This window comes from Neisseria bergeri (assembly GCA_003044455.1).
In the GTDB taxonomy this organism is placed as follows: domain Bacteria; phylum Pseudomonadota; class Gammaproteobacteria; order Burkholderiales; family Neisseriaceae; genus Neisseria; species Neisseria bergeri.
Window position 1 is genome coordinate 17,101 of sequence record POWY01000008.1, and the last position, 26,647, is coordinate 43,747.

23 protein-coding genes, 2 tRNA genes and 2 pseudogenes are annotated in these 26,647 nt (G+C 51.9%); 14 read left to right on the forward strand and 13 right to left on the reverse strand.

Annotation, left to right across the window (positions count from 1 at the left end; genetic code table 11):
- The first annotated feature begins 167 nt into the window (after positions 1-167).
- From DBY86_RS13380 to DBY86_RS14160, 4 genes and pseudogenes are all read left to right on the forward strand, one after another.
- Positions 168-335, forward strand: coding sequence for a hypothetical protein (locus DBY86_RS13380; RefSeq protein ID WP_199901072.1), 168 nt, complete (start codon positions 168-170; stop codon positions 333-335).
- Positions 336-817: 482 nt separating this feature from the next.
- Positions 818-1,597 (forward strand): ferredoxin--NADP reductase, encoded by a 780-nt coding sequence (locus DBY86_RS08435; RefSeq protein WP_107819711.1) that lies wholly within the window; start codon positions 818-820, stop codon positions 1,595-1,597.
- Between the two features lie 217 nt (positions 1,598-1,814).
- Positions 1,815-2,018 carry a hypothetical protein gene (locus tag DBY86_RS08440; protein ID WP_199901073.1) on the forward strand — a complete coding sequence of 68 codons (204 nt, stop codon included), beginning with the start codon at positions 1,815-1,817 and terminating at the stop codon, positions 2,016-2,018.
- Between the two features lie 164 nt (positions 2,019-2,182).
- Positions 2,183-2,402 (forward strand): annotated as a pseudogene (locus DBY86_RS14160) (hypothetical protein).
- A 57-nt stretch (positions 2,403-2,459) separates the two neighbouring features.
- Here DBY86_RS14160 and DBY86_RS13390 read toward each other — a convergent pair.
- Both DBY86_RS13390 and DBY86_RS08450 read right to left on the reverse strand, forming a co-directional pair.
- Positions 2,460-2,618: a hypothetical protein gene (locus DBY86_RS13390; protein ID WP_199901078.1), complete on the reverse strand. Its 159-nt coding sequence runs from the start codon at positions 2,616-2,618 to the stop codon at positions 2,460-2,462.
- 109 nt (positions 2,619-2,727) lie between these two features.
- Positions 2,728-4,113 carry a 3'-5' exonuclease gene (locus tag DBY86_RS08450; protein ID WP_234403418.1) on the reverse strand — a complete coding sequence of 462 codons (1,386 nt, stop codon included), beginning with the start codon at positions 4,111-4,113 and terminating at the stop codon, positions 2,728-2,730.
- 117 nt (positions 4,114-4,230) lie between these two features.
- On the opposite strand from DBY86_RS08450, the gene DBY86_RS08455 reads away from it, so the two are divergent.
- Both DBY86_RS08455 and DBY86_RS08460 read left to right on the forward strand, forming a co-directional pair.
- Positions 4,231-4,307: transfer RNA gene (locus DBY86_RS08455), tRNA-Arg, on the forward strand.
- 17 nt (positions 4,308-4,324) lie between these two features.
- A tRNA-Glu gene (locus DBY86_RS08460) sits at positions 4,325-4,399 on the forward strand.
- Between the two features lie 173 nt (positions 4,400-4,572).
- Here DBY86_RS08460 and DBY86_RS08465 read toward each other — a convergent pair.
- Positions 4,573-4,911 (reverse strand): hypothetical protein, encoded by a 339-nt coding sequence (locus DBY86_RS08465; RefSeq protein ID WP_234403419.1) that lies wholly within the window; start codon positions 4,909-4,911, stop codon positions 4,573-4,575.
- A 271-nt stretch (positions 4,912-5,182) separates the two neighbouring features.
- Here DBY86_RS08465 and DBY86_RS08475 point away from each other — a divergent pair, with 271 nt between their 5' ends.
- Positions 5,183-6,358: an NAD(P)H-dependent flavin oxidoreductase gene (locus tag DBY86_RS08475; RefSeq protein WP_107819648.1), complete on the forward strand. Its 1,176-nt coding sequence runs from the start codon at positions 5,183-5,185 to the stop codon at positions 6,356-6,358.
- Between the two features lie 59 nt (positions 6,359-6,417).
- On the opposite strand, the gene DBY86_RS08480 is transcribed toward DBY86_RS08475, so the two are convergent.
- Both DBY86_RS08480 and ccoG read right to left on the reverse strand, forming a co-directional pair.
- Positions 6,418-6,966, reverse strand: coding sequence for a FixH family protein (locus DBY86_RS08480; RefSeq protein ID WP_025456760.1), 549 nt, complete (start codon positions 6,964-6,966; stop codon positions 6,418-6,420).
- 2 nt (positions 6,967-6,968) lie between these two features.
- Entirely contained in the window at positions 6,969-8,465 is a 1,497-nt protein-coding gene (ccoG, locus tag DBY86_RS08485; protein ID WP_107819649.1) for a cytochrome c oxidase accessory protein CcoG, read from the reverse strand.
- A gap of 555 nt (positions 8,466-9,020) precedes the next feature.
- On the opposite strand from ccoG, the gene tkt reads away from it, so the two are divergent.
- From tkt to fumC, 3 genes and pseudogenes are all read left to right on the forward strand, one after another.
- Positions 9,021-11,000: a transketolase gene (gene tkt / locus DBY86_RS08490; protein ID WP_107819650.1), complete on the forward strand. Its 1,980-nt coding sequence runs from the start codon at positions 9,021-9,023 to the stop codon at positions 10,998-11,000.
- Between the two features lie 398 nt (positions 11,001-11,398).
- Positions 11,399-13,370, forward strand: a pseudogene (locus DBY86_RS08495) (LTA synthase family protein).
- Positions 13,371-13,511: 141 nt separating this feature from the next.
- Complete coding sequence (gene fumC, locus DBY86_RS08500) at positions 13,512-14,900, forward strand: class II fumarate hydratase (RefSeq protein ID WP_107819651.1); 1,389 nt, start codon at positions 13,512-13,514, stop codon at positions 14,898-14,900.
- Between the two features lie 64 nt (positions 14,901-14,964).
- Here the strand turns inward: fumC and DBY86_RS08505 are convergent, their stop codons facing one another.
- The 5 genes from DBY86_RS08505 to DBY86_RS08535 all read right to left on the reverse strand — a co-directional run bounded on the left by DBY86_RS08505 (position 14,965) and on the right by DBY86_RS08535 (position 19,633).
- Positions 14,965-15,888 (reverse strand): DMT family transporter, encoded by a 924-nt coding sequence (locus DBY86_RS08505; RefSeq protein WP_107819652.1) that lies wholly within the window; start codon positions 15,886-15,888, stop codon positions 14,965-14,967.
- A gap of 523 nt (positions 15,889-16,411) precedes the next feature.
- Positions 16,412-16,936, reverse strand: a complete 525-nt coding sequence (locus DBY86_RS08515; RefSeq protein ID WP_012221821.1) for a single-stranded DNA-binding protein — start codon at positions 16,934-16,936, stop codon at positions 16,412-16,414.
- Between the two features lie 3 nt (positions 16,937-16,939).
- Complete coding sequence (locus tag DBY86_RS08520) at positions 16,940-18,322, reverse strand: MFS transporter (RefSeq protein ID WP_107819712.1); 1,383 nt, start codon at positions 18,320-18,322, stop codon at positions 16,940-16,942.
- A 111-nt stretch (positions 18,323-18,433) separates the two neighbouring features.
- Positions 18,434-19,057 carry a lytic transglycosylase domain-containing protein gene (locus tag DBY86_RS08525; RefSeq protein WP_107819654.1) on the reverse strand — a complete coding sequence of 208 codons (624 nt, stop codon included), beginning with the start codon at positions 19,055-19,057 and terminating at the stop codon, positions 18,434-18,436.
- 207 nt (positions 19,058-19,264) lie between these two features.
- Positions 19,265-19,633 carry a transcriptional regulator gene (locus DBY86_RS08535; protein ID WP_107819655.1) on the reverse strand — a complete coding sequence of 123 codons (369 nt, stop codon included), beginning with the start codon at positions 19,631-19,633 and terminating at the stop codon, positions 19,265-19,267.
- A gap of 162 nt (positions 19,634-19,795) precedes the next feature.
- Between DBY86_RS08535 and DBY86_RS08540 the strand changes: the two genes are divergently transcribed.
- The 4 genes from DBY86_RS08540 (at position 19,796) to ppx (ending at position 24,041) form a co-directional block, all read left to right on the forward strand.
- The gene (locus DBY86_RS08540; RefSeq protein WP_234403422.1) at positions 19,796-20,608 is read left to right on the forward strand and encodes a hypothetical protein; all 813 of its coding nucleotides are present in this window, start codon (positions 19,796-19,798) and stop codon (positions 20,606-20,608) included.
- Positions 20,605-20,862, forward strand: a complete 258-nt coding sequence (locus DBY86_RS13725) for a factor H binding protein domain-containing protein (RefSeq protein WP_234403423.1) — start codon at positions 20,605-20,607, stop codon at positions 20,860-20,862. Before DBY86_RS08540 ends, DBY86_RS13725 begins: the two co-directional genes overlap by 4 nt.
- A 113-nt stretch (positions 20,863-20,975) precedes the next feature.
- Complete coding sequence (locus DBY86_RS08545) at positions 20,976-22,370, forward strand: surface lipoprotein assembly modifier (RefSeq protein WP_159068575.1); 1,395 nt, start codon at positions 20,976-20,978, stop codon at positions 22,368-22,370.
- Positions 22,371-22,532: 162 nt separating this feature from the next.
- Positions 22,533-24,041, forward strand: coding sequence for an exopolyphosphatase (ppx, locus tag DBY86_RS08550; protein ID WP_107819656.1), 1,509 nt, complete (start codon positions 22,533-22,535; stop codon positions 24,039-24,041).
- A 289-nt stretch (positions 24,042-24,330) separates the two neighbouring features.
- Here ppx and DBY86_RS08555 read toward each other — a convergent pair whose 3' ends face one another.
- From DBY86_RS08555 to trpS, 3 genes are all read right to left on the reverse strand, one after another.
- Entirely contained in the window at positions 24,331-24,654 is a 324-nt protein-coding gene (locus DBY86_RS08555) for an Ag473 family lipoprotein (protein WP_107819657.1), read from the reverse strand.
- 363 nt (positions 24,655-25,017) lie between these two features.
- Positions 25,018-25,563: a hypothetical protein gene (locus DBY86_RS08560; protein WP_107819658.1), complete on the reverse strand. Its 546-nt coding sequence runs from the start codon at positions 25,561-25,563 to the stop codon at positions 25,018-25,020.
- 67 nt (positions 25,564-25,630) lie between these two features.
- A complete protein-coding gene (gene trpS, locus DBY86_RS08565; RefSeq protein WP_107819659.1) occupies positions 25,631-26,641 on the reverse strand; it encodes a tryptophan--tRNA ligase in 1,011 nt (336 codons plus the stop codon).
- Positions 26,642-26,647 lie beyond the last annotated feature (6 nt).

A 26,647-nucleotide genomic window follows, 5' to 3' on the forward strand; every position in this document is an offset into this window, starting at 1 on the left:
TTGAAGAAATGGCGAAAGTTATTTTATTCCTGTTTCTTTTGTTAGTTTGCGCTCCAGCCTACTAATGAAAAACTGAAATAACAAGGGGTGGCAGAACACCGCGCCCCTTTCGCCAACCTTTCTACGAGCCATTTTACTACAATAGTTTTAAAAATCAAGGATTACCTATGGTTGATGAAAAACTGGCCGAATACCGCAAACGGGCGGCAGCCAAGCGGACGATAAAAAATGTCTCTTTTAACAACGAAGCCGAGAAAGATTTACTTGAGTTTGCAAATAAAATTGATTTTTCCCAATGGGTTAAAGAGAAAATCCGCGAAGAATTTTTGAAATAGCCCATCCGCTGCCAAGCCGAGAACTTGGCGGTTTCCTTATACCATCCGAACTTGACTCAAGTTGACCGTTCAGTTATTAAATTTTATTGGCTGTGTTTTAGTAATCTGTTGATTTCAATTATTTGCAAGGGAAAAGACAATTATTTTCCGGTTAGGAATAAACCTATCCTGTTGAATACCTTGAAGCCAAACACGCCTATCAACATCATATTAAAACACAGCTATTTTATTTGATAACTCGCGCCTCGCTTCGGTTCCGCTGAGGATAAAAGGGATATTCTACTGTCGGCATCGGGCAAATTCCAAATATACGCCCCAGTATGGGCACTCCTATCAAACCGGCCGCATCCGGACGGGAGGCGGTGTTGGAAACAGGCAAACGGATAACGGCATATTGCCTGATTGCCATTCAAATACAGGAAGTGCGGAAAAAAACACCCGAATTGGCTATAATCCCGACAAACACACCCAAGGACAACAACATGGCAGCCTCGCCCGAAGCAAAATTCACCGAAGAAAAGATTTTGTGGGTCAAACACCACACGCCGAAACTCATCACTTTCGCCATCAGCCGTCCCGAATCCTACCGTTTTAAAGCGGGACAGTTCTCCCGACTCGGTTTCTACGAAGGTGAAGGCTTTATTTGGCGCGCCTATTCCGTCGTTTCCGCGGAATATGCCGACACGCTCGAATATTTCGCCGTCCTCATCCAAGGCGGTCTGATGTCGGCTCGTTTCGCCAAAATGCGGCAGGGCGACACCATCCTGCTCGATAAAAATGCCACCGGCTTCCTCCTGCCCGAACGCTTCCCTGACGGCAAGGATTTGGTGATGCTTTGCACCGGCTCGGGCATCGCCCCCTTCCTTTCCATTCTCGAACAACCCGAAATTTGGCAGCGTTTCGATACTGTCAGCCTGATACACTCCGTTTCCTTCTCGGAAGAACTGATTTTCAACAGCCGCCTCGCTGCCCTTTCCGAACACCCTCTGGTCGGCGAATACCTGCACAAATTCCGTTTCGTCCCCGTAACCACCCGCGCCACCAATCCCAACGGATTGGGCGGAAAACGCATTCCCGAACTCTTAAAAAACGGCAGCCTCGAACAGGCGCTGCATACCAAGTTCACGCCCGAATCCACACGGTTTATGATTTGCGGCAACCCGGAAATGGTCAAAGACACCTTCCAAACGCTGCTCGATATGGGTTACGCCATGCACCGCAACCGCGTCCCCGGTCAAATCATGATGGAAAACGGTTTTTGAAAAATTACCCTACCCCCCCCGCACAAAACAAGTCCTCACCCAAATATGGGACTACGCCGTCCGGCGCGGCATCATTACCGACGAACGCCGCAACCACGCCGCCCCTTGCCGAACAAAAGCCAAACCCCGCAAAAACAAAAAACCGCCTAAAAAAATTTCAGACGGCATTCTGCCATCCGACAAGCGGCGGCAACCGCCAAAAACGAAAGGAAATACAATGAACACAATCGAACAAGAAATGAAACGCGCCGGGTTAAGAGAAATAGATGCCGAAATCGCCAAAATCATTGCCGACGCGCACAAAATCAACGCCGAATCGGTAAAAATAGCCCAAGAATCCCGATGGTATCCCATGATGGCGGCAACCGGGCTGGTTACCGCCATCGCCTCCGTGTTGGCACTGATATTCAAATTTGCCTGACCACAAGCCCCGCGAGGGGCTTTATCCCTCAACAAAATGAACAGAGCCGCACTATTCAACCGCTGCCCCGAATGGATTATCGGGCAAGACGGGGCAAGCCGTTTCATTACCCATTGCCGCCATCCCCGTCTGATTGCCACAATCCACAGGCAGGCAGACGGCGAATGCCCGGGCGGGCATTACCGCCATTCCGAAAACGGCATCACCCTTTACGATTTTATTTTTTTCGACGGCAAACCGGCAGACAAAGCCCGATTTGCCGCCGTCCTTACCGAAACCTGCCACTATGAAGCCGAACCCGATACCGAAACGCGGCGGGCCGATATGCCTCTGGAAAAATGGCGGCAGTTCCTCGATTGGATAGAAAAAACAAATGCCGTCTGAAGCCTTCAGAGTGCGAAGCCTGCCCGTAGGGTGCAGCATTTTTTACCGACCCCAAACCTAAAAACCGCAACCAAGACCCACGCCGCCTGCCCCGACCCAGCCGCCACACCAAAACGAACCCGCCCTGCCCGTCCGATGCCTCGGGACGGACGGGCAAACCGACACGGCACGAAAATCGCGTCGGCAAAGATGCCGTCTGAAGCCTTCAGACGGCATTTTCGGGTACATTATCTGCAAACGGCAGCACACCTGCACAAACCGATTAGGCAATCGATACGGTGACGGCTGTTTGCATATTTGCCGGCTTTCGCCAAGCAACATCGGTTTAACCGATTTCCTTAATATTTTTCCTGTCCGTTTTAAACTTCGCCTTAAACGCATCCGGTAAATCTTTATCGAAATACCAAAGCCCGTCATCCATTTCCAATGCGCCGCCCATTCCATGCAGAACGACTTTTTCCCCCGTTAAAGGATCGGTTTCGGTAATTTCCACCTCATGCATTTTTCCCCAATCCAAAACAGGCAACTTGTGTGCAAACGCCAAAACCTGTTCGTCAGAACGGTCGCACGCCTTATCGCATCGGCCTGAAACATATACGGGACAAGGCTCACCCTCTGCATAACCGTCCGGCAGGATACCGGCTGCGGCAGGACACAATCCGTATGTTTCCGCCCACGACGACAAAGCCCGTCTCACCGCCTTTTTATTGGCAAATAATCCGGTAGGCGGATTATCCGTCACACCGTTTTTCAAAGCCGCTGTTTTCGCATTCAACATACCGTCTGAACCTTTTTCAAACCTGACCGTCGTAAATGTTTTCAGCAGATTTTTGGCAGATACATAACAACCCGAATGATAACGTCCGACCAATTCCGCTTTAATCTTATATGCATGCAGACTGCCCAATGCAGGAAAAAAACGGACTTCCTCCGTATTGCACCAATCAAACGGGGCTTTTCCGGAATCCAATAAAGCCGAAACCTCGCTATATACCCGTTCAAACGTACCGATGTAATTTACTTTCCCTCCGCCGTCGAAACAAGCCAGCACCCCCATACCGTCAGGCAAACCGTACAACTGTTCCCTCAACCGTTCGGGCAGCGCGGCAGGCAGCGGTTTCGGATTCATCAAACGGAAACACTGCCTAATCCACTCCTCAACCCCGTGTTCCGACAGGCTGTATTCCAAATAATCACACAATGCCGATACATCCGCCATCGCACGATGCCTGTCTTCCACAACAATCCCCAACCTTTCGATGATGCTGTCCAGGCTGTGCTTGTAAAATTGCGGATACAGACACCGGGACAGTTGCACACTGCACAAAGCAGGCGATGAAAATCCGATGCCCGCACGATGAAACTCATGCTTTAAAAACGTATAGTCAAAACGGCTGTTATGTGCAACCAGCACACAACCCTTCAATACCGAAAACAACTCGCCGGCAATCTCTGCAAAAACAGGCGCGTCGGCAACCATGCCGTCTGAAATCCCCGTCAGCCCCGCCACAAACTGCGGAATCGGTTTTTGAGGATTAACCAGCCACTCATGCCTCACCACCCTTCCCTGCTCAAACTTGACCAAAGCCACTTCGGTTACCCTGTCTTCATACAGATTGCCGCCCGTCGATTCCAAATCGACCACGGCAACCGGCATTCCAAACCGTAAAAACGCCTTTTCCAGCAAGGGCCAACGGGAAGCAACAATCATTTTATTCTCTTTAAATTCAAACAACAAACCGATATTTTACACTTTTAAGGCATTTCATCCAACAAAACAATTGACAGAATCCGACGATTACCCTAAAATTCAAATCTTTCTTGCAGCGCACCCGTAGCTCAGTTGGATAGAGTATCTGGCTACGAACCAGAGGGTCGGGCGTTCGAATCGCTCCGGGTGCGCCAGTAAGAAAATACAATATGCGCCCATCGTCTAGCGGTTAGGACATCGCCCTTTCACGGCGGTAACCGGGGTTCGATTCCCCGTGGGCGTGCCAAATTCCCAATCCCTGAGATTATTCTCAGGGATTTTTTATTGCCTCGGCAACTCGTTACCATAGTTAAAATTTAACAAGCACTATTTTCACTTTTTATCCTTTCCTACAACTTCGAATTTACGTATCCACATAAATTTATATTTTCTACAATTTCAATACTATCCAATTATTGCTTATTCATTTTTCTTATAGTAACTGGGATATAGAGGGTGTTCAAATAAACCATCATCAATCATTTTCTCAATCTTCGCCGGCAAATCAACTTTATATACTTTGTTATAAATAGCTGTGCTTAAACATTCAAATCCGCCTCCCGAAGAAGCATCACCTAAAAAATTTTGAATTGCTTCTATATCGGGATAATGATCAGGATTATGTAGATAACGCATATATTCCTCTAAAACTCGTCTAATGTATAGAAAGTCTTTCAGGTCCATTGTTATTTTTTCCTTATCAGAAATAGCATCTAATCCATATTCAACGATATCTTTTATACTTGTATATTTTATCATCATCTTTACCTACCCCCTTCATCAGAATCTCAGACGTAATCGAATCATATTCAAACCTTTGCCGTGCAAACCGATATCCCATAACCGGATGCGGTGTCCGTTTAATATTTTGTCCGATTGGTACAGATATAACAGCATATTCCAAAGCTCCTTCTGCTTTTCTGTTTACCACTGCAATATTTAGAGTATAATACCAAATTTGAGCAATGGTTCTAAAACAGTCAGAACCATTTTTCATGAGCCTGACTGATTCGTATACTCGGAGAAACTGATGCAGAATATTTTTGACCCTTTGATTATTCGTGGAAAATCCCTTATCCCCATCGTACAGGGCGGCATGGGGGTCGGTGTTTCCGCATCGGGTTTATCTAGCGCGGTGGCACGTGAAAACGGTATCGGAACTATTGCCAGTGTGGATTTACGCCACCTTCACGAAGACCTGCTCGCCGAGTCCCAAATCAATCCGAGCGAGGAGAAATATACGTCTTTGAACTGTACCGCATTAGACAGGGAAATCCAAAAAGCCAAAAGTGCTTCAGAGGGAAAAGGACTGATTGCGGTCAACGTGATGAAGGCGGTCAAAGACCACGCCGCGTATGTCCGCCAGGCTTGCGAATCAGGGGCGGATGCAGTCGTGATGGGTGCCGGCCTGCCTTTAGACCTGCCGGAAATGACCGAGGGCTATCATAAAGATGTTGCCCTGCTGCCGATTCTATCCGAATCGCGCGGTATTAATATCGTCTTGAAACGTTGGATGAAAAAAGGCATATTGCCCGATGCGATTGTAGTCGAACATCCTGCCCACGCGGCCGGGCATTTGGGTGCATCAACCGTTGAAGGCGTAAACGATGCTAAATTCGACTTCAAACGCGTGATTGAGGAAACGTTTGAAGTCTTCAAAAGTTTAGGGCTGGAAAGCGAAAAAATCCCGCTTATTCTTGCGGGAGGCATGGCAAATTTTGAAAAAGTCAAAACCGCCCTAAAGAACTGGGGAGCCTCCGCCGTTCAAATCGGTACCGCTTTTGCCGTTACCGAAGAAGGAGATGCACACCTTAACTTCAAAAAAACGCTTGCCGGTGCGGAAACTGAAAAAGTAGTCGAATTTATGTCTGTTGCCGGTTTGCCGGCACGCGGCGTACGTACCAAATTCCTAGACAGCTACATCAAGCGTGAAAGCAAACTTCAGGCAAACGCCAAAGCCGACCCGCGCCGCTGTACCCAAGGTTTAAACTGCCTGACCAGCTGCGGTCTGCGCGACGGGCTTGCCAAAGCAGGGCAATTCTGTATTGATATCCAGCTTGCTGCCGCATTCCGTGGAGAAGTAGATAAAGGCCTGTTCTTCAGAGGTAAAGACCCGCTGCCCTTCGGTAATGCCATACGCACCGTCCGTGAGACGATACAATATCTGCTGACGGGGAGCGAACCTGTTGCAACAGTAGGACGCTGATATCAAAACAGTCGATACCGTAGAAAAATGCCGTCTGAAAAGTTTCAGACGGCATCTCTTTATTTGCTTTCAGTATTATTGAAAAGTTTATCCATCGGGGTCAGATCGACCGCATTGCCCTGGCTGGTAATCCATTTGTTTTCCACGCGCCACACGCCTGCTGCGTCCTCCACGCGCACATACCAGTGGTTGGTCGGCGGAAGGGTTTTGAACACCGCCTCATATTCCGCCCTGCCGTTCTGCGCGCTGCCGACAGGCTTAAGGTTTACGGTTTGATCGTCCGCCTTGCGGGTCGGATGCATCAACAGCAGCTTCAACGGTTGATTTCCGTCAAATTCGCCGCTGACGAACACCTTTGCCGCATTCATATCGGGGGAAATGAGGACCTGCACCCCGATATGCCGTCTGACGGCTTCTTCATCCCGATGAAGCTGGATGTCGATATGCTTGCCGTCTTTATAATAATCGTCCGTAACCAAATCTGTCGCGTGCTGCTGTGCGACAAAAAACATGGCGACGCTGGCGATGACGACAAAAATCGGTCCCGCCATCAAGACCCACGGCCAGACGTGTTTGTACCAAGGCTTGATTGGATTGTTTTGAGACACGGTTATTCTCCGATAAAGGTTGCGTCTTCTTCCAAAACAACCGGCTTGCCGTCTGATGCACCGCTTTCTCGGTATTGGAAGATAAACTCGATAGGATGACTGCCTTTGTCCGCGTATTCCGGAATGGTAGACACTTGGACGGGAAGGGTTACTGTTTCGCGCGGAGCCACTTTTATACCGCCTTCAGGCAGCCCGGTCAGGGCGATTTCGTCAAATCCTTTGACACTTGCGGTAATCAGCTGTTCTTTTTCACTGTTGTTGATGATACGTAGGCTATATGCGTTTTCCAGCCAGCCTTTGGCGTTTTCGCGCACCATTACGCCACGGTCTTTCAAAATATCGACTTCGACCATTTTGCGCGTGGACAAACCGACCAAAAAGGCGGCGATAACCACTGCCAACACCGCGCCGTAACCTGCCACGCGCGGTCTGAGCAGCCGTTTTTTAATGTCTTTTTCGGAATATTCGTGTTCCAGCGCGCTTTCGGTCGTATAACGGATTAATCCGCGCGGATAGCCCATTTTGTCCATAATCTCATCACACGCGTCGATACAGGCGGCGCAGCCGATACATTGGTATTGCAGACCGTTGCGGATGTCGATGCCGACAGGGCAGACTTGGACGCACATCGCACAGTTGATGCAGTCGCCCAAACCCGCCTCTTCCTTATTGACCGTTTTCTTGCGGGCTCCGCGCGGTTCGCCGCGTTCCGCGTCATAAGAAACAATCAGCGTGTCCTTGTCGAACATCGCGCTTTGGAAACGTGCATACGGACACATATGCAGGCATACTTTTTCGCGCATAATATGGGCGAAGAAGAAGGTCATAAAGCCGTAAAACGCTGCGGCAAACATCGCGCCGCCACCTGCTGCTCCGGTGAATAAATCGGGAACGAACTGGCGGATAGGGACAAACCAGCCGGCAAAAGTGATGCCCGTCCACGCGCAGACAAGGAAAATCAACAGGTATTTGGTGGCTTTGATGCGGATTTTAGTGAAATTCCACGGCGATTTTTCCAGTTTCAGCCGTTTGTTTCTATCGCCTTCGACCAGGTTGTCAATCCACAGCATAATTTCGGTGTAAACCGTTTGCGGGCAGGAATAGCCGCACCACAGTCGCCCAGCAATCGTCGTCCACCAAAACAGCCCGAAGGCGCAAATCATCAGCAGCAGGGCAAGGTAAATCAAATCGCCCATCCCCAACGACAATCCGAAAATGAAGAAATGCCGTTCGGGGATATTGAAAACGACAGCCTGCCTGCCGCTCCAGTTGAACCACGGAATCACATAAAACACAAACTGGGTCGCCAATACGGCGGCGATACGCAGTTTGGCGAACCGCCCTTCCGCCTTTTTGGGATGGATGCGTTCGCCTTCGGGATGGATTTGAATCACGCTGGCACGCGGATCGAATGTTTTTTTCGCTTTCGGTGCGGCTTTTGTTTTTTCGGACGGGCTGTGCTCGGGTTCCGGATTACCGGCTTGATTTTCCGTGGTCATGCTACGTTCCTTGATTTTTGATTAATGGTTTGTCCGTCGTGGCTACTGTTTTCTTTTCAGACGGCATTTTGCTTTTTTTGATGTCTTTACGTTTTGATATTTTCAGAAAATATATTTTTCTCAAAATACACTCTTGCTATTGTACAACTTTATGCACTTATTGATACGCAAAAAGATAAATATCCGAACAATACCGCCCCAAATGCACCTCCCCTTCACGGACAAAGCCATATATGCTGAAAACTTCCTTATTTGAATATAATTAAAAAACAACGGGTAAGAAATAAATAGGCAAATGACTGCAAAAAACGTCGATACCCCATCATAAACAAACACTATTTATTTAATAAATAATTTGTAACACTTTGTTTTCAAAAGTATAGAAACACCTTTCACATCCAAGCTGAAACTGATATCCCGATACCCGGAGCATATATCCTTCCGGCACAGCCGTACCGCCCGCTCCTCCTTTTCTTGAAAGCATATACGAATCGGGCGATAATCAACGCCGTCTGACCATCCACTTATCCAAAACACCAGCAAGGAAAATACAAAATGTCTCAACTGGCAAACGCAATCCGTTTCCTCTCGGCTGATGCCGTTCAAAAAGCAAATTCCGGCCACCCCGGCGCGCCTATGGGCATGGCGGAAATGGCAGAAGTATTGTGGACGAAATTCCTGCATCACAACCCCGCCAACCCCAAATTCTACAACCGCGACCGCTTCGTCCTCTCCAACGGCCACGCGTCCATGCTGTTGTACAGCCTACTGCACCTGACCGGCTACAACGTATCCATCGAAGACTTGAAAAACTTCCGCCAACTGCACAGCAAAACCCCCGGACACCCCGAATACGGCTACACCGACGGCGTGGAAACCACGACCGGCCCGTTGGGACAAGGGATTGCCAACGCGGTGGGTATGGCATTGGCGGAAAAAATCCTTGCCGCCGAATTCAATAAAGACGGTTTGAACATCGTCGATCACTACACCTACGTCTTCATGGGCGACGGCTGCCTGATGGAAGGCGTATCGCACGAAGCCTGTTCGCTCGCCGGCACTTTGGGCTTGGGCAAATTGATTGTTTTGTATGATGACAACAATATTTCCATCGACGGCAAAGTGGACGGCTGGTTTACCGAAAACATCCCGCAACGCTTTGAAAGTTACGGATGGCACGTCGTTCCCAACGTAAACGGCCACGACACCGCCGCCATTCAGACGGCCATCGAAGCCGCCCGCGCCGAAACCGGCAAACCGTCCATCATCTGCTGCAAAACCTTAATCGGCAAAGGCAGTGCCAACAAAGAAGGCAGCCACAAAACCCACGGCGCACCTTTGGGTGCGGACGAAATCGAAGCCACGCGCAAACATTTGGGTTGGGCATATCCTGCGTTTGAAATCCCGCAAGAAATTTACGATGCGTGGAATGCCAAAGAAAAAGGCGCGAAACTGGAAGCCGAATGGGACAAACTGTTCGCGCAATATCAAGCCAAATATCCTACCGAAGCCGCAGAATTTGTGCGCCGTATGGATAAAAAGCTGCCGGACAATTTCGACACCTACGTTCAGACGGCATTAAAAGAAGTGTGCGCCAAAGCCGAAACCATCGCCACCCGCAAAGCCAGCCAAAACAGTATCGAAATCCTCGCCAAAGCACTGCCCGAACTGGTGGGCGGTTCTGCCGACCTGACCCCGTCCAACCTGACCGACTGGTCCGGCAGTGTCTCCGTTACCCGCGACAAAGGCGGCAACTACATCCACTACGGCGTGCGCGAGTTCGGCATGGGTGCCATCATGAACGGCCTTGCCCTGCATGGCGGCGTGAAACCCTTCGGCGCGACTTTCCTGATGTTCAGCGAATACGAACGCAACGCCCTGCGCATGGCAGCACTGATGAAAATCAACCCCGTCTTCGTCTTCACCCACGATTCCATCGGTCTCGGCGAAGACGGCCCGACCCATCAGCCGATTGAGCAGACCGCCACCCTGCGCCTGATTCCGAACATGGACGTATGGCGTCCGTGCGACACCGCCGAATCGCTGGTGGCATGGGCGGAAGCGGTAAAAGCCGCCGATCACCCGTCCTGCCTGATTTTCAGCCGTCAAAACCTGAAATTCCAAGCGCGCAGCGAGCAACAACTGAACGACATCAAACGCGGCGGCTACGTTATCAGCGAAGCCCAAGGCAACGCCCAAGCCGTCATCATTGCCACCGGCTCAGAAGTCGAGCTGGCTTTGGAAGCGCAAAAAGCCCTCGCCGCGCAAAACATCGCCGTACGCGTCGTTTCCATGCCGTCCACCAACGTCTTCGACCACCAAGATGCCGCCTATCAAGCCACCGTCCTGCCCGAAGGCCTGCCGCGCATCGCCGTAGAAGCCGGACACGCCGACGGCTGGTACAAATACGTCGGATTGAACGGCACAGTCGTCGGCATCAACCGCTTCGGCGAATCCGCCCCTGCCGAACTGCTGTTCAAAGAATTCGGCTTTACCGTGGAAAATGTGGTGGATACTGTGAAATCAGTGTTGTAAGCGGCAGCCATCGCATCAAAGGTCGTCTGAAAACGGGAGATGAAGGTTTTCAGACGACCTTTTTCCTTTATAGTGGATTAACTTTAAACCAGGACGGCGTTACCTCGCCTTGCCGTACTATCCGTACTGTCTGCGGCTTCGTCGCCTTGTCCTGATTTTTGTTAATCCACTATAAAACCGCCCAAACCGGTTTAACAAAAATCCAAATACCCATACAGTGGCGCGACCCTTCCTACGCCAACGAAGTTGCATAGAAACGCCTAATAAAGCAGCGTCTGAAGCCCCTCCTATTCCCGATAATCCTTTGCCATATCTTGAAAGCCATACCGCTAAACCGTAAAATCACACCTTACCCAATTTGATATAAATTTACATCCACCCCATCTTACCCGCCAATTATGATGACCCGCCTTGCCGCCTATCGGAAAACCCTCCTCATCTGCCTGATTTTATGGGCATCCATCATCGCCGTTTTCTCCGCCGAACGTTTCTTCATGCTGCACCATTTCGTTTCAGACGACATCCGCAGCCGTTATGTGGGCGATTTGGCGGCTTTGTTTGTCAAAGGGCTGTTGTTCGACATCAAAATCGCCTCCGTTGCCGCCGCCTTCCCCTTCCTGATCGGGCTGTTCGGACTGGCTACACAGAAAACCGCCGCCTTTACCCTACGCCTCCTGCCTACCGTCGCAACCGTCCTTTTCCTGACCGCCTTCTCCGCCGCACTGGGCAACTGGTTCTATTACAGCGTTTACGACCGTCAATTTGACGTCTTCGTCTTCGGACTGGCGGACGAAGATACCCGCGCTGTCCTGAAAACCGTCTAGTCGGACTATCCCGTCATCCCCTGTCTTGTCGCCTTGATTGCCGCAGCTTTCGTTTTCGGCAAAATCTTCAGCCTCATCCGCCGCCGCACCCGCTTTCAGACAACCTCATGGGGGAAAACCGCTTGGATTGCCGCCATCCTCTTACCTGTCCTCGCGCTTGCCGCAGGCATACGCGGCTCGTTCGGCAAATTCCCCCTGCGTCAGACCGCCATGCAGATTTCCGCCGCACCGCAAATCAACAAACTCGTCCCCAACGCCCTGATCTCCCTAAGCTGGGCAATCAACGAATACCGCAACAGCAACGACTTCCATCCCGTCTCCGATGAAGACGGCAGCCGGCTCATCAGTACCCTGCTCGATAAAAAAACCGACGCCGACTTGACGCAGCTCTTTGCCCAAACCGCCGCAAACGCCGCCGTCGAAAAACACCGTCCCAACGTCGTTCTCACCGTCATGGAAAGCATGAGCGCGCATCTCTTGAACATGGACAATCCCGAACGGGACTTCTTGGGCGAACTGGGCAAACACTGGCAGCAAGACTGGGTGTACCGCAAATTCGTTTCCGAGGGAGACGGCACCAGCGACACCCTGCACCGCTTCTTCGTCCGCAGCCAATCCCTTGCCAAAAACAAAACCTTCCCAGGCAACATGTTCAAACCCTATCTCGATGCCGGTTACCGCGTCGTCTATATCACGGCGGGCAACGGCGGCTGGCGCGATTTCGACACCTTCCTGCGGCACTTGGGCGTCAATGAAATCATCGATGAAAACACCCTCAAAACCCGCTATCCTGAAGCCAAATCCGGCACATGGGGCGTACCCGACGAATTCATGTTCCGTTATGGCGAAGAAGAACTCGCACGCGCTGAAAAAAGCGGTACTCCCGTATTCATCATGATGATGTCCGTAACCAACCATCCGCCCTACCACCTGCCTGCACCGCACCAGCTCAAAAACTTCCGTTTGGAAGAACAAGAGCAAAAACGCCTTGCCAATCTCGCCTCAGGCGAAGAGTTGAATGAAATTTTCAACACCTTCCGATACAGCAACGACCAACTCGGACGCTTTATCGGCAAAGTAAAAACCATCGCGCCCGACACCATTTATGCGCGCCATCGGCTATCCCGAATCTACCGATGCCTCACTCGGTCACAGCGTCCCCTTCTATCTGTACGTTCCGCAAGCCTACCGCGGCAGTGCCGAATACCATCCCGAACGCGCAGGTTCGCACAAAGACATCCTACCGACCCTCTACAACTTAAGCCTGTCCGAAGCACGTTACTACCAAACCGGTTGCAACCTCACTGCCCCGCGACTTGATTCCCCTTGGTGCGGCTACGGCTACAACCCCGAAGTCATCATTACCGAACGCGGTTTCTATCATCTACACAGCAAAGCATTCCACAAATGGGACAACAAAAACATCCAAACCGCCGAAAGCCGCCCAAGCACGCCGGACGGCGAAGACCAAGCCATTATCCGCCGCGCCTCGGCATATACGCCGTTTCTTGAATGGCAGATTAACCAGATTGTCAGCACCCAATAAATCCGTTTATCGCCAAATGCCGTCTGAACGCTTTTCAGACGGCATTTTTTTTGCCCTCCCGCCTTGATGCTTTCTCATTCCGCCAATCTCCATTATAATATTTGCGAATCACTCTTATTCACATTTAAAAAGGAGAAACGTATGAACACCCGCACCGAACACGACACCATGGGCAATGTCGAAGTCCCGTCCGAAGCCTATTGGGGCGCGCAGACCCAGCGCAGCCGCAACAATTTCAAAATCGGCGGCGAAACCCTGCCGCAGCCGCTGATTTATGCTTTGGCGTTGGTGAAAAAAGCCGCTGCCGCGACCAATGTTTCCCTCGGCAGGATTAAGCCCGAACAGGCGGATTTGATTACGCAGGCGGCAGATGATGTGTTGAATGGCAAGCTCGACGGGCAGTTTCCTTTAGTGGTTTGGCAGACCGGTTCCGGTACGCAGTCCAATATGAATATGAACGAAGTGCTGGCGAACCGCGCCAACGAAATCGCCGGTACGGGTTTGGCGGCGTATCAGCCCGTCCATCCCAATGACCATGTGAACCACGCGCAATCGACCAATGATGCGTTCCCGACCGCCATCCACGTCGCCGCCGCGATTGAAATCAACCGCCACCTTATTCCGGCGGTAAAAGCCTTGCGCGACACCTTGGACAAAAAAGCCCAAGCCTTCGCCCCCATCGTCAAAATCGGCCGCACCCACTTGCAGGACGCGACGCCGCTGACTTTGGGACAAGAGTTTTCCGGCTACGTTTCCCAGCTCGACCACGGCTTAGGCCGTCTAAACGACGCGCTTAAAGGTTTGTATGAACTCGCCTTGGGCGGCACAGCAGTCGGCACAGGTTTGAACAGCCATCCCGAATACGCCGAAAAAGCCGCCGCCAAACTCGCCGAATTGTCCGGCCTGCCGTTTGTCAGCGCGCCGAACAAATTTGAAGCCTTGGGCGGACGCGATGCCGCCGTTGCCGCTTCGGGCGCATTGAAAACGCTGGCGGCAAGCCTGAACAAAATCGCCAACGATATCCGCTGGCTGGCAAGCGGCCCGCGCTGCGGTTTGGGCGAAATCAAAATCCCCGAAAACGAGCCGGGTTCGTCCATCATGCCGGGCAAAGTCAACCCGACCCAATGCGAAGCGATGACCATGGTGTGCTGCCAAGTGTTCGGCAACGACGTTACCATCGGTATGGCGGGCGCGTCGGGCAATTTCGAGCTGAACGTCTATATGCCCGTCATCGCTTACAATCTCTTGCAATCCGTCCGCCTGTTGGGCGACGCGTGCAACAGCTTCAACGAACACTGCGCCGTCGGCATCGAACCCGTACCGGAAAAAATCGACTATTTCCTGCACCATTCCCTGATGCTCGTTACCGCGTTAAACCGTAAAATCGGCTACGAAAACGCCGCCAAAGTCGCCAAAACCGCCTACAAAAACGACAAATCGCTGCGCGAAACTGCCGTTGAGTTGGGCTTGCTGACGGGCGAAGAGTTTGATGAATTGGTCGTTCCTGCCGATATGGTTCATCCGCGCTAATCCTTCCCTCAAATAAAATGCCGTCTGAAACCTCGTTCAGACGGCATTTTCCGTTGCCTGCGAACTAGCGGCGTTTGAACAGCCTGTCCCCCACCGCCGCCGTAACCGCTCCCCCGACCACGACCAGTGCACCTGCATAACCCAAACCGTTCATATCTGGCGCGGCAAAAGTATCAGGCATCACATAATGCCCGAGCAAAGAAAATATTACGGTAAACACAGGGAGCAAGGTTGTTACCACACTGACTTTGGAAGCCTCCCAATGTTTCAACGCCTCGCCGAACGAGCCGTAACCGATTAAAGTATTCAAGCAGCAATACACAAAACAAACCCACGCCAACGTACCGTCCAAACTTCCGATGTGTGCCGGTTCGGCAAACGGCAGGAACACGGCGGCACTTGCCGCATAAATCAACAGCAGAATCTGTTGCGGCCCGAATTGCGCCGACAGCAGCTTTTGCGCCACGGCATAACACACCCAGGCCATACTGCCTGCCGCACACAGCAACACGCCCTTCGCATACGCGCCCAAACCCGACAACTCACCGAATTTGTCGTTAAAAAACATAAGCAAACCGACAAGCAGCAAAACCAAACCGATTTTCTGCGCGGCAGTCATCCGGTCTTTAAACAGCAATACGCCGACAACAATCATCGTAAACGGCGAAATCTGCCACAAAACCTGCGTCGTAGTCGGCGAAATATAATGCAGCCCTTGGGCAATCAGCACAAAGTTTGCCGAAATGCCCGCCACGCCGAGCAGCAGCAGCCTGAATGACCGCCAAGAAAAATCCCGCCGCTTCGGCAGCCGCCCGCCCAATGCCAGCAAAACAAACAATACCGCCGCCGCCACGGTAAAACGCACCCACACCAGCGTCGGCGCATCGACAAACTTCAATACCTGCCGCACGGCAATCGGCAGCGTCCCCCACGTCATCGCCGCCAAAAGTGCCAACGCGAAGCCTAGGAGCGGCCTTTGGTTTTCCATCCTGATTTCCCCATTTTTAAACAACCGTATTGCCGGACGATGCCGGTTTGCCGCATCGGGCAATGATGGTTCAAGCGTTTGGCGTTTGATTCCAACCTTTTGATTTCAAACAAACCGGCTGAAGCCCGACTATTGCTTCGCGCTATTTGGAAACACCGCCTGAATTTTAAAATATAGTGGATTAACAAAAACCAGTACGGTGTTGCCTCGCCTTAGCTCAAAGAGAACGATTCTTTAAGGTGCTGAAGCACCAAGTGAATCGGTTCCGTACTATTTGTACTGTCTGCGGCTTCGTCGCCTTGTCCTGATTTTTGTTAATCCACTATACCGTCTGAAAACAGCGGGGGCGTGCGGCAGGCATCACTGCCTCAAAACGCCGAACGGCGCAATCGCAACGTTCCGCCCAACGCAAGGGGCGGCAACAAGCAGGCACAAATGCAAAAAAGAGAAACCCTGCCCCGTAAGGTTTAAGGTTTCTCCGTCCTTTATGATTTCCCTCCGCGAGGATGTGCTGCCGTAAAATTCAGAACGGGATGTCGTCGTCAATATCCTCGACCGGGGCGGCGGCCGGCACGGGTTGGCGGCGCGGCGCGGCTGGTGCTTCTTGAGGATGGGACGGCGCGTCGGGGGCAGGCTGCCGGCTTTGCTGCGCGGGACGTTGGTAAGCCTCCTGACTCTGACCGTAACCTTCTTCGTAAGGCGCGCCGCCGCTGTTTTCATTGCGCCCGCCCAACATTTTCATTTCGTTGGCGACAATATCGTAAGCGGTGCGTTCGATGCCGTCTTTGCCTTGGTATTTGCGGCTTTGGATTCTGCCTTCCAGATAAACCAGCCCGCCTTTTTTGAGGTATTGCCCGGCAATTTCCGCCAGTTTGCGGTACATCGTGATGTTGTGCCACTCGGTGCGCTCCACACGTTGACCGTTGCGGTCGTTCCAAGTTTCGCTGGTGGCGACGCTGAAATTACACACCGCCTCGCCGTTGGGCATATAGCGCACTTCGGGATCTCGTCCGAGGCGGCCGATAAGGATGACTTTGTTCAATGACATTTTTTAAACTCCTGTGATGATTTTTTCAGCGGCAGCCTGATCGAAACCCTTCTGCAACACTTTAAGATAGACGGTCTGCCCGTCGAAACTGAAACCGATGTCTTCCACGCCTTCGAGTTGCGACAAAACACGTTGCAATCCGTCCCGATTGCCCTGCCACACGCCGCCGACAGGGTAACTGAGGTTTTTGACGGGCTTGGGTGCGGGCGATAAAACGGCAATCACCAGCCACAGCAGCATCAATATGCTGCAAAAGGCAAACACGCCGGAAAAACCGTATTTTTGAAACAGCAAGCCGCCTGCCGCGCCGCCGGCAAACAGTCCGAGCGACTGCATCGTGTTGTACACGCCCATCGCCGTACCCTTCAGGTCGGACGGCGCGATTTTGGAAACCATAGACGGCAGGCTGGCTTCCAACACATTAAAACCGATAAAGTAAACAACCAGATAAGCGGTAATCAGCCAAATCGAGTGCATTCCGGACAGCAAACCGATCTGCGCCGCCGCAATACAGACGATACCCAAGATAAAAACCTGTTTGAGCTTGTTGCGCGTTTCGCCGACGATAATCAGCGGAACCATCACCACCAAGCCCGTAATGGTCGAGGGCAGATAGACTTTCCAATGCTGGATTTTTTCCAAACCGAGCCGGGTCATCGCGAAAGGCAGCGCGGTAAACAATGCCATTTGTGCGGCGTGCAGGGCGAAAATGCCGAAATCGAGCGTCAGCAGCCTGCGGTTTTTCAAAACTTCGCCTATGCGCGAAGGCTGCGCCTGCGTATCTTCGTGCAGCTTGGAAACCTCTGGGTCGGGAGTCATAAACGCCACCACGCCGATACTGGCAACGGTCAAGATACCGGTCAGCAGGAACAAGCCGCGAACGCCCACCGCGTCGGCAATCATCGGCGCAACCACCAGGCTGACCGAAAACGTCAGACCGATACTCAAACCGATCATCGCCATCGCGCGGGTACGCACGCCGTCGCGCGTCAAGTCGGCAAGCAGCGCGGTAACCGCCGCACTGACCGCTCCCGCCCCCTGTATGGCACGGGCGGCAACCAGCATAGGCAGCGTATCGGCGGAGGCGGCAAGAAAGCTGCCGGCGGCAAACACAATCAGCCCGACATAAATGGTTTTCTTGCGCCCGAACTTGTCGGAAGCGATGCCCAAAGGCAGTTGCAGCAATGCCTGCGTCAGCCCGTAAATGCCCATTGCCAGCCCGACCAGCGTTTTATTGTCTTCCGCACCGGGCAGCGAGGCGGCATATATTGCCAAAACGGGCAACACGAGGAACATACCGAGCATACGCAGCGCGTACACGCCGGAAAGCGTCGTACTGGCGCGCCATTCGTGCGGAAACATTTGGATACGGTTGTCTCTTGCCATAAATAATTTTTCAGACGGCATCAACAGTTGCAATGCCGTCTGAACTTCCAGTGAACAGATTTTCGGATTATACAGGATTCGCCGTATTTCGGTTGCGGAGCGGGTTCAAAATCAACGCCACTGCCAGCGGTTGCGCCACGCGCCCAAAACGGCGTTCGGATATTTATTGCTGCCCAAGCTGCCGTTGAAGCGGGCAAGCGCGCGGACGATGTCGCCCTTTTCAAGGTTGCGGTAATGGCGCAGGATGGTACAGCCGTAACGCAGGTTGGTGCGGATGTCGAACAGGTTGTGCGCGGGTTTGCCGATGTAGTTTTTCCAAAACGGCATAACCTGCATCAGGCCGCGCGCACCGACACCGCTGATTGCATACTGGCGGAACGCGCTTTCCACCTCAATCAGCCCCAACACAATCTGCGTATCCAAACCGGCCCGGCTGCTTTCATACTGTATATTGACCAGCAGCCTGCGCCGCTCTTCTTCATCGGGGACAAACCTTGCCAAACGTGCCGACATGGCAGACAGCCAACGTTCGCCCTCTTTCGGATTGTCGAACACCAACCTCGGCGGATTGACGCTGCCGACAGAACTCCTCATCACGGAAGCCACATCGTCGGCAAGCGTTTCCTCACGTTGCGCGCCGGCGTGCGCCAGAGGACTGAACAGCAGCGCACCGGCGGCACACAGCAGGCGGCGGCGTTGCAGATTGACGGGTAGGGTATCGGTCGGTTTTTTCATAGGGAACGGGGGGCGCGTCCGGACGTTTCAGACGGCATTAAATATTCAAACAGACATAATTGCTTTTAACGCGAAAAACCGCGCGCAAAATCCAAACACGGCATATCGCCCTGCCCTTTTCAGGCAAATCCCGATTTTACCGCCCTCAAGAACGCTTGTCCAAGCAGGCACAGACAACACCGCCCGGGCATTTCCCGTTTTCACCGGCTATCCGTTGTCCGGATTGTGCAGCAGCACCATCAGCGCATCACGCTTTTCGGGCGGCAGCAGGCGGAAATATTTCAACAGCAGGGCTTCTTGCGGCGAAGCCGCACCTTCCGTGCCGGAGAGCCTGCCGTGGCGCAGCCATTCCGCGCTGGTATCCAGCCATTTTGCCAGCGTCTCGATTTTATCCGGAGTCGGAATCGACCTGCCGACCAGCCAATGGTGAAACGCCTGCGTACTGACAGGCTGATTGGGATGGCGCAGGTTGAAGCGGTTGGCGAGGTTGGCATTGGACAGCTCGTCCAAACCCGCGAGGTGTATTGCTGTTTTCAAGCGTTCGCTGAAATCGGTTTTATCTTGTTCGGTATGCATAATGGCGGATTATGAATAGCCGACTGTTGCCTTTTTTAAACAAAATAATTGATAGTATTAACAATTTGGTTATCAGAAAAAAAGTGAATATGGGTACGATGGGAAGCGGTTTACACAACCATAAACTTATTTACTTAATTTCTGAAATTTTGGGGATTTATGATGACTTTGAACAAAGTTTTCGCATTGAGCATGATCGCCTTGAGCCTGGCAGCTTGCGGCAGCAAGCCTCCCAGCAGCACCCTGCCCAACACTAACCCGACTGTTACCAATCCGTCCAACAGCAACCAAACAAATAACGGCAATGCTGCTGCCAACAATGGCAACTCTGCCAATAGTAGCAACTCTGCCAATAGTAGCAACTCTGCCAATAGTAGCAACTCTGCCAATAACGGCAACTCTGCCAATAGCGGCAACTCTGCCAATAATGGTAACACCGCCGATAGCGGTAACACTGGCGCCAACAGTCCTCCTCCGTTTACACTGAAAAACGACACACCTAATTTTTCAGTCAGCGTCAGTGGATTGAAACGTGAGGCTGAAGCAGATATACGTGAGTTGGCTAGAAAGTACGATGTGGATGAGTATAATGTAATTGATTCGACTTACCAAGTCAGCACTCTGGGTCAAAATGCCAATGGCGGCTCTCTTGATTTGTCTAAAGCACCTTTGAAACAGCTGACCCGCGCTGCACATAAAGAAACTGTACAGCTACGTGCAGAGGGTAAAACTTTTAAACTGACCCGCAAGGGCGAGTCCCATATCTACCGTCAGAATTATTCTCTGATTGCCGGCGTTAAACCGACTTCCTACTCAATGCAAGGAGATGATCTAGGAAATGGACTGAATACGCCTAATCCTATCAATGATGAAAATTATCTGACCATCAAAGGTACGCCGACTGAAGTTTTGCCAACAGCCGGTAAAGCGACTTATTCCGGTACTGCATTTGACGAAAAAAACAAGGCGTGTTGAACTACTCCGTCGATTTCAAGGAAAGAACGGGTGAGGGCAACATTACCGGTTTGGGTGAAACAGTCGTCTTGAACAAGGGCAACATAACCAATATCGATCATAAGAACGAAATTGATGGAAGCCGCCTTCAAGGCTACGGTATTCAAGGCTCTTCTAATAAAGGTAATTACGAACTCGGCTTCTTCGGTGCCAATGCCGAAGAAATCGTCGGTACGGTAAACGACGGCGAAATCGGCTTTGCCGGTTCCCGTTAATCCCGCCTGATACAAATGCCGTCTGAAACCGGAAACGGTCTTTCAGACGGCATTTCGACCATTTGACTGCGCGGTTTGCCCGTCCGGTCCCTTGCCCTGAAACTGTTTGACTTATGAAAAAATTTGCTTTGCTTCTTTTGTCCGTGCCGGCGGCGGCTGTTGCCGAAACGCCCGTTTTGCCCATACCCGTGTCGAAGCAGGTGTTCGTGGACGGCAAGTTCGACGATAGGATAGTGCCTGCCGAAAGGCTTGAAAGGGTTGGCGAAACGGAAATTCCGGTAGAGCAGATCAACCGCGCCGTCGTCGCCCGTGATTGGGACACGCTGCAAACGCTGTTGTCAAGCTATCGCGCCCTGCCGGATTTCAATCCGGTTCTGCACGATTACGCGCTGGGCGGTTTGCGCCGCAGCCAGTTGCGCCATGACGAGGCGGTGGCTTTGTATCGCGGCATTTTGGCGCAACAGCCCGATTTGGCGTATCCGCGTTTCGATTTGGGCGTGATGCTGTTTGAAAACAGGCAGTACCGCGAAGCGAAGGCGGAATTGGATCGGGCGAAACCCGATTTGCAGCCGCCGATGCAGCAACTTGCCGACCGCTATCTTGCCGCCATAGACAAGGCTCAAGGCTGGAAGCCCGATGTGTCGCTGCAATACGAGCAAACGGACAATGTAAACAACGCTTCGTCCGAAAAAACGATTGAATTTGCAGGAAAAAGCTGGACGAAAACCGCCGACAGCCTGCCGCAAAAGGCACACGGTTTGCGCTACGGCTTGGGCGTGTCGCGCGAAATCAATGCGGGCGGGCATCATTTCCTCTACGGCGACATCAGCGGCGGCGGCGTGCATTATTGGGATAACAAAGATTTCAGCGAACAGAGCCTGCGCCTGTCGCTCGGCTATAAAAACCGTTCAGTAACGCGCTCGTTCGGCATCGTGCCGTTTGTCGAGCAAAACCTCTTAGGCGGCAGCCGATACAATTTCGTCGGCGGCTTCAATGCCGATTTCTCCCAACGCTTGAGCGAACACTGGCGGCTGACGCTGAACGCGGGCAATATGTGGAAGCATTATCAGGAAGACCGCACTGCCGCCCGATACGACAGCCATATGCCGCTGGCGGGCGCGACGCTGATGTATTCCGCGCCGAAAGACTGGCTGCTTTACGGCGGTGCGGACTGGTCGCACGACATGACGAAAGAGGCGGAACAGGCTTCCGTCCGCAAGGGTTTGCGTGTCGGCGCGGTCAAAACGTTCGACGGCGGCTTGGGTCTGCGGGCAAACCTGCGCTATACCCGCAGGACTTTTGATGCACCCGGGACCATTGTGTACCGCTTCCCGCGCAAAGACCACGAATATCAGGCAAACCTGTCGTTGTGGCACGACAAAATCTCTTGGAAGGGCTTTACGCCGCAACTCAATTTCCTCTATCTGAAAATCGACAGCAATATGAAAAGTTTTTACACACGCAAAAACATGCAGATTTTCATGAGCGTGGAAAAGGATTTCAAATAAGCGCAAAAAATGCCGTCTGAACGTTTTTCAGACGGCATTTTTTGCTGTCGGAAACATACCGTCGGCAACATCTGTGAGCAGAATCAAAAACAGCCGCATCATTTATTGTCAACGCCCATACCGGCAGAGTAACATTGCGTTTTTCCCCCACCGGTATCCGCCATGATCACCAATCCCGCAAACGTCCTTGCCTCCGTCGATTTGGGTTCCAACAGTTTCCGCCTCCAGATTTGCGAAAACAACAACGGACAGTTGAAAGTCATCGATTCCTTCAAACAGATGGTCCGTTTTGCCGCCGGTCTGGACGAACAGAAAAACCTCAGTGCATCCTCACAGGAACAGGCTTTAGACTGCCTGGCAAAATTCGGCGAACGCCTGCGCGGCTTCCGCCCTGAACAGGTACGCGCCGTAGCAACCAATACATTCCGCGTTGCCAAAAACATCGCAGATTTCCTTCCCAAGGCTGAAGCGGCACTGGGTTTCCCCATAGAAATCATCGCCGGGCGCGAAGAGGCCCGGCTGATTTATACCGGCGTCGTCCACACCCTTCCCCCGGAAGGCGGCAAAATGCTGGTTATCGACATCGGCGGCGGCTCGACAGAATTCATTATCGGTTCAACCCTGCGCCCCGACATTACCGAAAGCCTGCCTTTAGGCTGCGTTACCTACAGCCTGCGCTTCTTCCAAAACAAAATCACCGCCAAAGACTTCCAATCTGCCATTTCTGCCGCCCGTAACGAAATCCAACGCATCAGCAAAAACATGAAGCGCGAAGGTTGGGATTCCGCCGTCGGAACTTCGGGTTCGGCAAAATCCATCCGCGACGTCCTTGCAGCCGAATTGCCGCAAGAGGCAGACATTACCTATAAAGGCATGCGCGCCCTTGCCGAACGCATCGTCGAAGCCGGCTCGGTCAAAAAGGCCAAATTTGAAAACCTGAAACCGGAACGCATCGAAGTCTTTGCCGGCGGGCTTGCCGTGATGATGGCGGCATTTGAAGAATTGGAACTCAATAAAATGACCGTAACCGAAGCCGCTCTGCGGGACGGTGTGTTCTACGACCTGATAGGCCGTGCGCTGAACGAAGACATGCGCGAACAAACGGTTTCGGAGTTCCAACACCGCTATCACGTCAGCCTCAATCAGGCAAAACGCGTTGCCGATACCGCACAAACCTTTATGGATAGCCTCTGCCACGTCAAAAACGTTACCGTCCAAGAGCTTGCCCTTTGGAAACAATATCTCGGACGTGCCGCGCGCCTGCACGAAATCGGTTTGGACATCGCCCACACGGGATATCACAAACATTCCGCCTACATCCTGGAAAACGCCGATATGCCGGGTTTCTCACGTAAAGAACAGACCATACTTGCCCAACTGGTCATCGGTCATCGCGGCGATATGAAAAAAATGGGCGGCATTATCGGCACCAACGAAATGTTGTGGTATGCCGTTTTGTCCCTGCGCCTTGCCGCCCTGTTCTGCCGTTCGCGTCAAGACCTGTCTTTCCCGAAAAACATGCAGTTGCGCACGGATACGGAAAGCCACGGCTTCATCCTGCGTATTGACAGTGAATGGCTGGAACGCCACCCCCTGATTGCCGACGCATTGGAATATGAAAGCGTCCAATGGCAAAAAGTCAATATGCCGTTTAAAGTTGAAGCCGTCTGACCTTTACAAACCAAATGCCGTCTGAATGATGTTCAGACGGCATTTCCCTATCCGCAACACCCAAAAGAACCGACTGCCTTGTATCTATGACGGCAGACGGGTCGATTTGCAACTCCAAGCAAAAACCTGCTTATATGCGCGGCAAATTCAGCCAACCCGAATAAGACCAAGCCAGTCTTTCATAACCCGCATACATGGTGCAGACCACATCCCGTCAAGGCGGAACCGGACTCAGGACATAGATAAAGCGGCAACCGGATGGCTGCCGCTTTTTTAAACAATCGAAAAATTATTTAGCAGCGTCTTTCATTTTGTCTGCCGCTTCTTGAGTCGCATCAGCAGCTTTGTTCAAAGTATCTTTAGCTGCTTCAGTTACAGCTTCTTTGGTTTCAGTCACAGCTTGATCGGCACTTTCTTTTGCATCAGCTGCAGCATCTTTGATTTTATCTTTCGCTTCTTGAGTAGCAGAAGCAGCAGACTCAGCGACAGAAGCCGCGGTATCTTTAACATCGGACTGAACGGCTTGAGCCGCTTCCTTAGTCTCTTGTTTAGCCTCTTGTGAGCATGCCGCCAAAGCAGCCGCCATCATTGCAGCAATCAGTAATTTTTTCATATCCTATCCTTCTTACATTTTTAATTTAAATTTCAGTTAAAAAACTATTTTATGAAAACAGCGGGAAAATTGTAACACACATTCTTCTCATTTTGAGTTTCCCGTCAGTGTAAACTCGACCAAATCGCCATCACGGATGGATAGATTATCCAGCTGACAGAAATGCTCCTTACCGTTCTCTCCTCTATGTAGCTATTGCCCCTATTGGAACAAAACCACTTTTATATTTACTTTTCCTATCTGACGAATTTCCATTTCTGCAAACAATTCCCCGACCGTCTCCATCAGGACAAAGAACTTGTTGCAGCCACTTTACTGAAAGGACTAGGAAAACTCAAATGCATTATGGGATTTTTGAATACCTCAATAATGGCGGCGGCGGAAATAAAACATCCCCTCACTGTCGATTTCCAGCACATAGCGTCCGTTCTGCACGGCGGCATATCCGCTTTTCCCCGTCTGGTAAGGTTGCAGTGCAGCATGCGAAACCAGGTAATCCGTCAGCTTCCCGCCGTCTTGCGCGACATTGTCCACCAGTTTGGCAAACAAGGTATGACACACGCCGTTTGCCGCCCAACCTGCCGGACCGCCCTTATCGTCGGTTTCCATGCATTTGCCGCTGATGACTTCCAAGTCGTTGGGATGCTTGCCGATCAGTTGCAACACATTCTGTTCCGACAAGCCCTCGATCGGATAAGTCAGCTGTTTTTTGCCTTCAGCCGTTTTTCCTTCTTGCACCCCGCCCAGAGCCAAGCCAGCAATCGCCGTATTGTCGATATATTTGACTTTGAAAACCGGTTTCGGCGCACTTTGTACCGCATTTTGCGGCTGTTCCGCCGTATTTTCGGATTTGCCGCAGGCGGCAAGCAGCAGGCAGCCGCCCAATATGGCAAAAGGTATTTTCAGCATTCCACACTCCTGATGGTTTCAAAATGCCGTCTGAAACACTGACAATGGATGTTCAGACGGCATGGGTTTATTTCAATGGGCGGATACCGACCGCATCGCGTACCTTATTCAAAAGTTCGCGCGCTTCTTTGCGCGCTTTGGCCGCGCCTGCCTGCAGGATGTCTTCGATTTGCGAAGGATTAGAGGTCAGCTCGTTGTAGCGTTCGCGCGGTTCGGCGAGTTCGGCGTTGATTTTCGCCGCCAAAAGTTTTTTGGCCTCACCCCAAGCCAAGCCTTCGGCAAGCATTTGCGTAAATTCCGCCGTTACAGACGGCGTGGAGAAGGCCTTGTAGATTTCAAACAAGGGGCTTTCGTCGGGCTGTTTCGGCTCGCCCGGTTCTTTCATATTGGTGATGATTTTATTGACCGATTTTTGGGTTTTCTTGTCGTTTTCCCAAAGCGGAATGGTGTTGCCGTAAGATTTGGACATTTTGCGTCCGTCCAAGCCGACCAAAAGTTCGACGTTTTCGTCGATTTTCACTTCAGGCAGGGTGAAGAGTTCTTGGAAACGGTGGTTGAAGCGGCCGGCGATGTCGCGCGCCATTTCGACGTGTTGGATTTGGTCGCGCCCGACGGGGACTTCGTTGGCGTTGAACATCAGAATGTCGGCAGTCATCAGAATCGGATAACTGAACAAACCCATTTCCACGCCGAAATCAGGGTCTTCCTGCCCGTTTTCCGCATTTGCCTGCACGGCGGCTTTGTAGGCGTGGGCGCGGTTCATCAAACCTTTGGCGGTAATGCAGGTTAGAATCCAGTTCAATTCCATCACTTCGGGAATGTCGCTTTGGCGGTAGAAGGTGGTGCGCTCGGGATCGAGTCCGCAGGCAAGCCAAGTGGCGGCAACGGCTTGGGTGGATTGGTGAATCATCTCCGGATCGTGGCATTTGATGATGCCGTGGTAATCGGCGAGGAAGAGGAAGGATTCGGTATCGGGGTTTTGCGCCTCGCGGACGGCGGGGCGGATGGCACCGACGTAGTTGCCCAGATGCGGGATGCCGGTGGTGGTTACGCCGGTCAGAACTCGTTTTTTGCTCATAAAAAT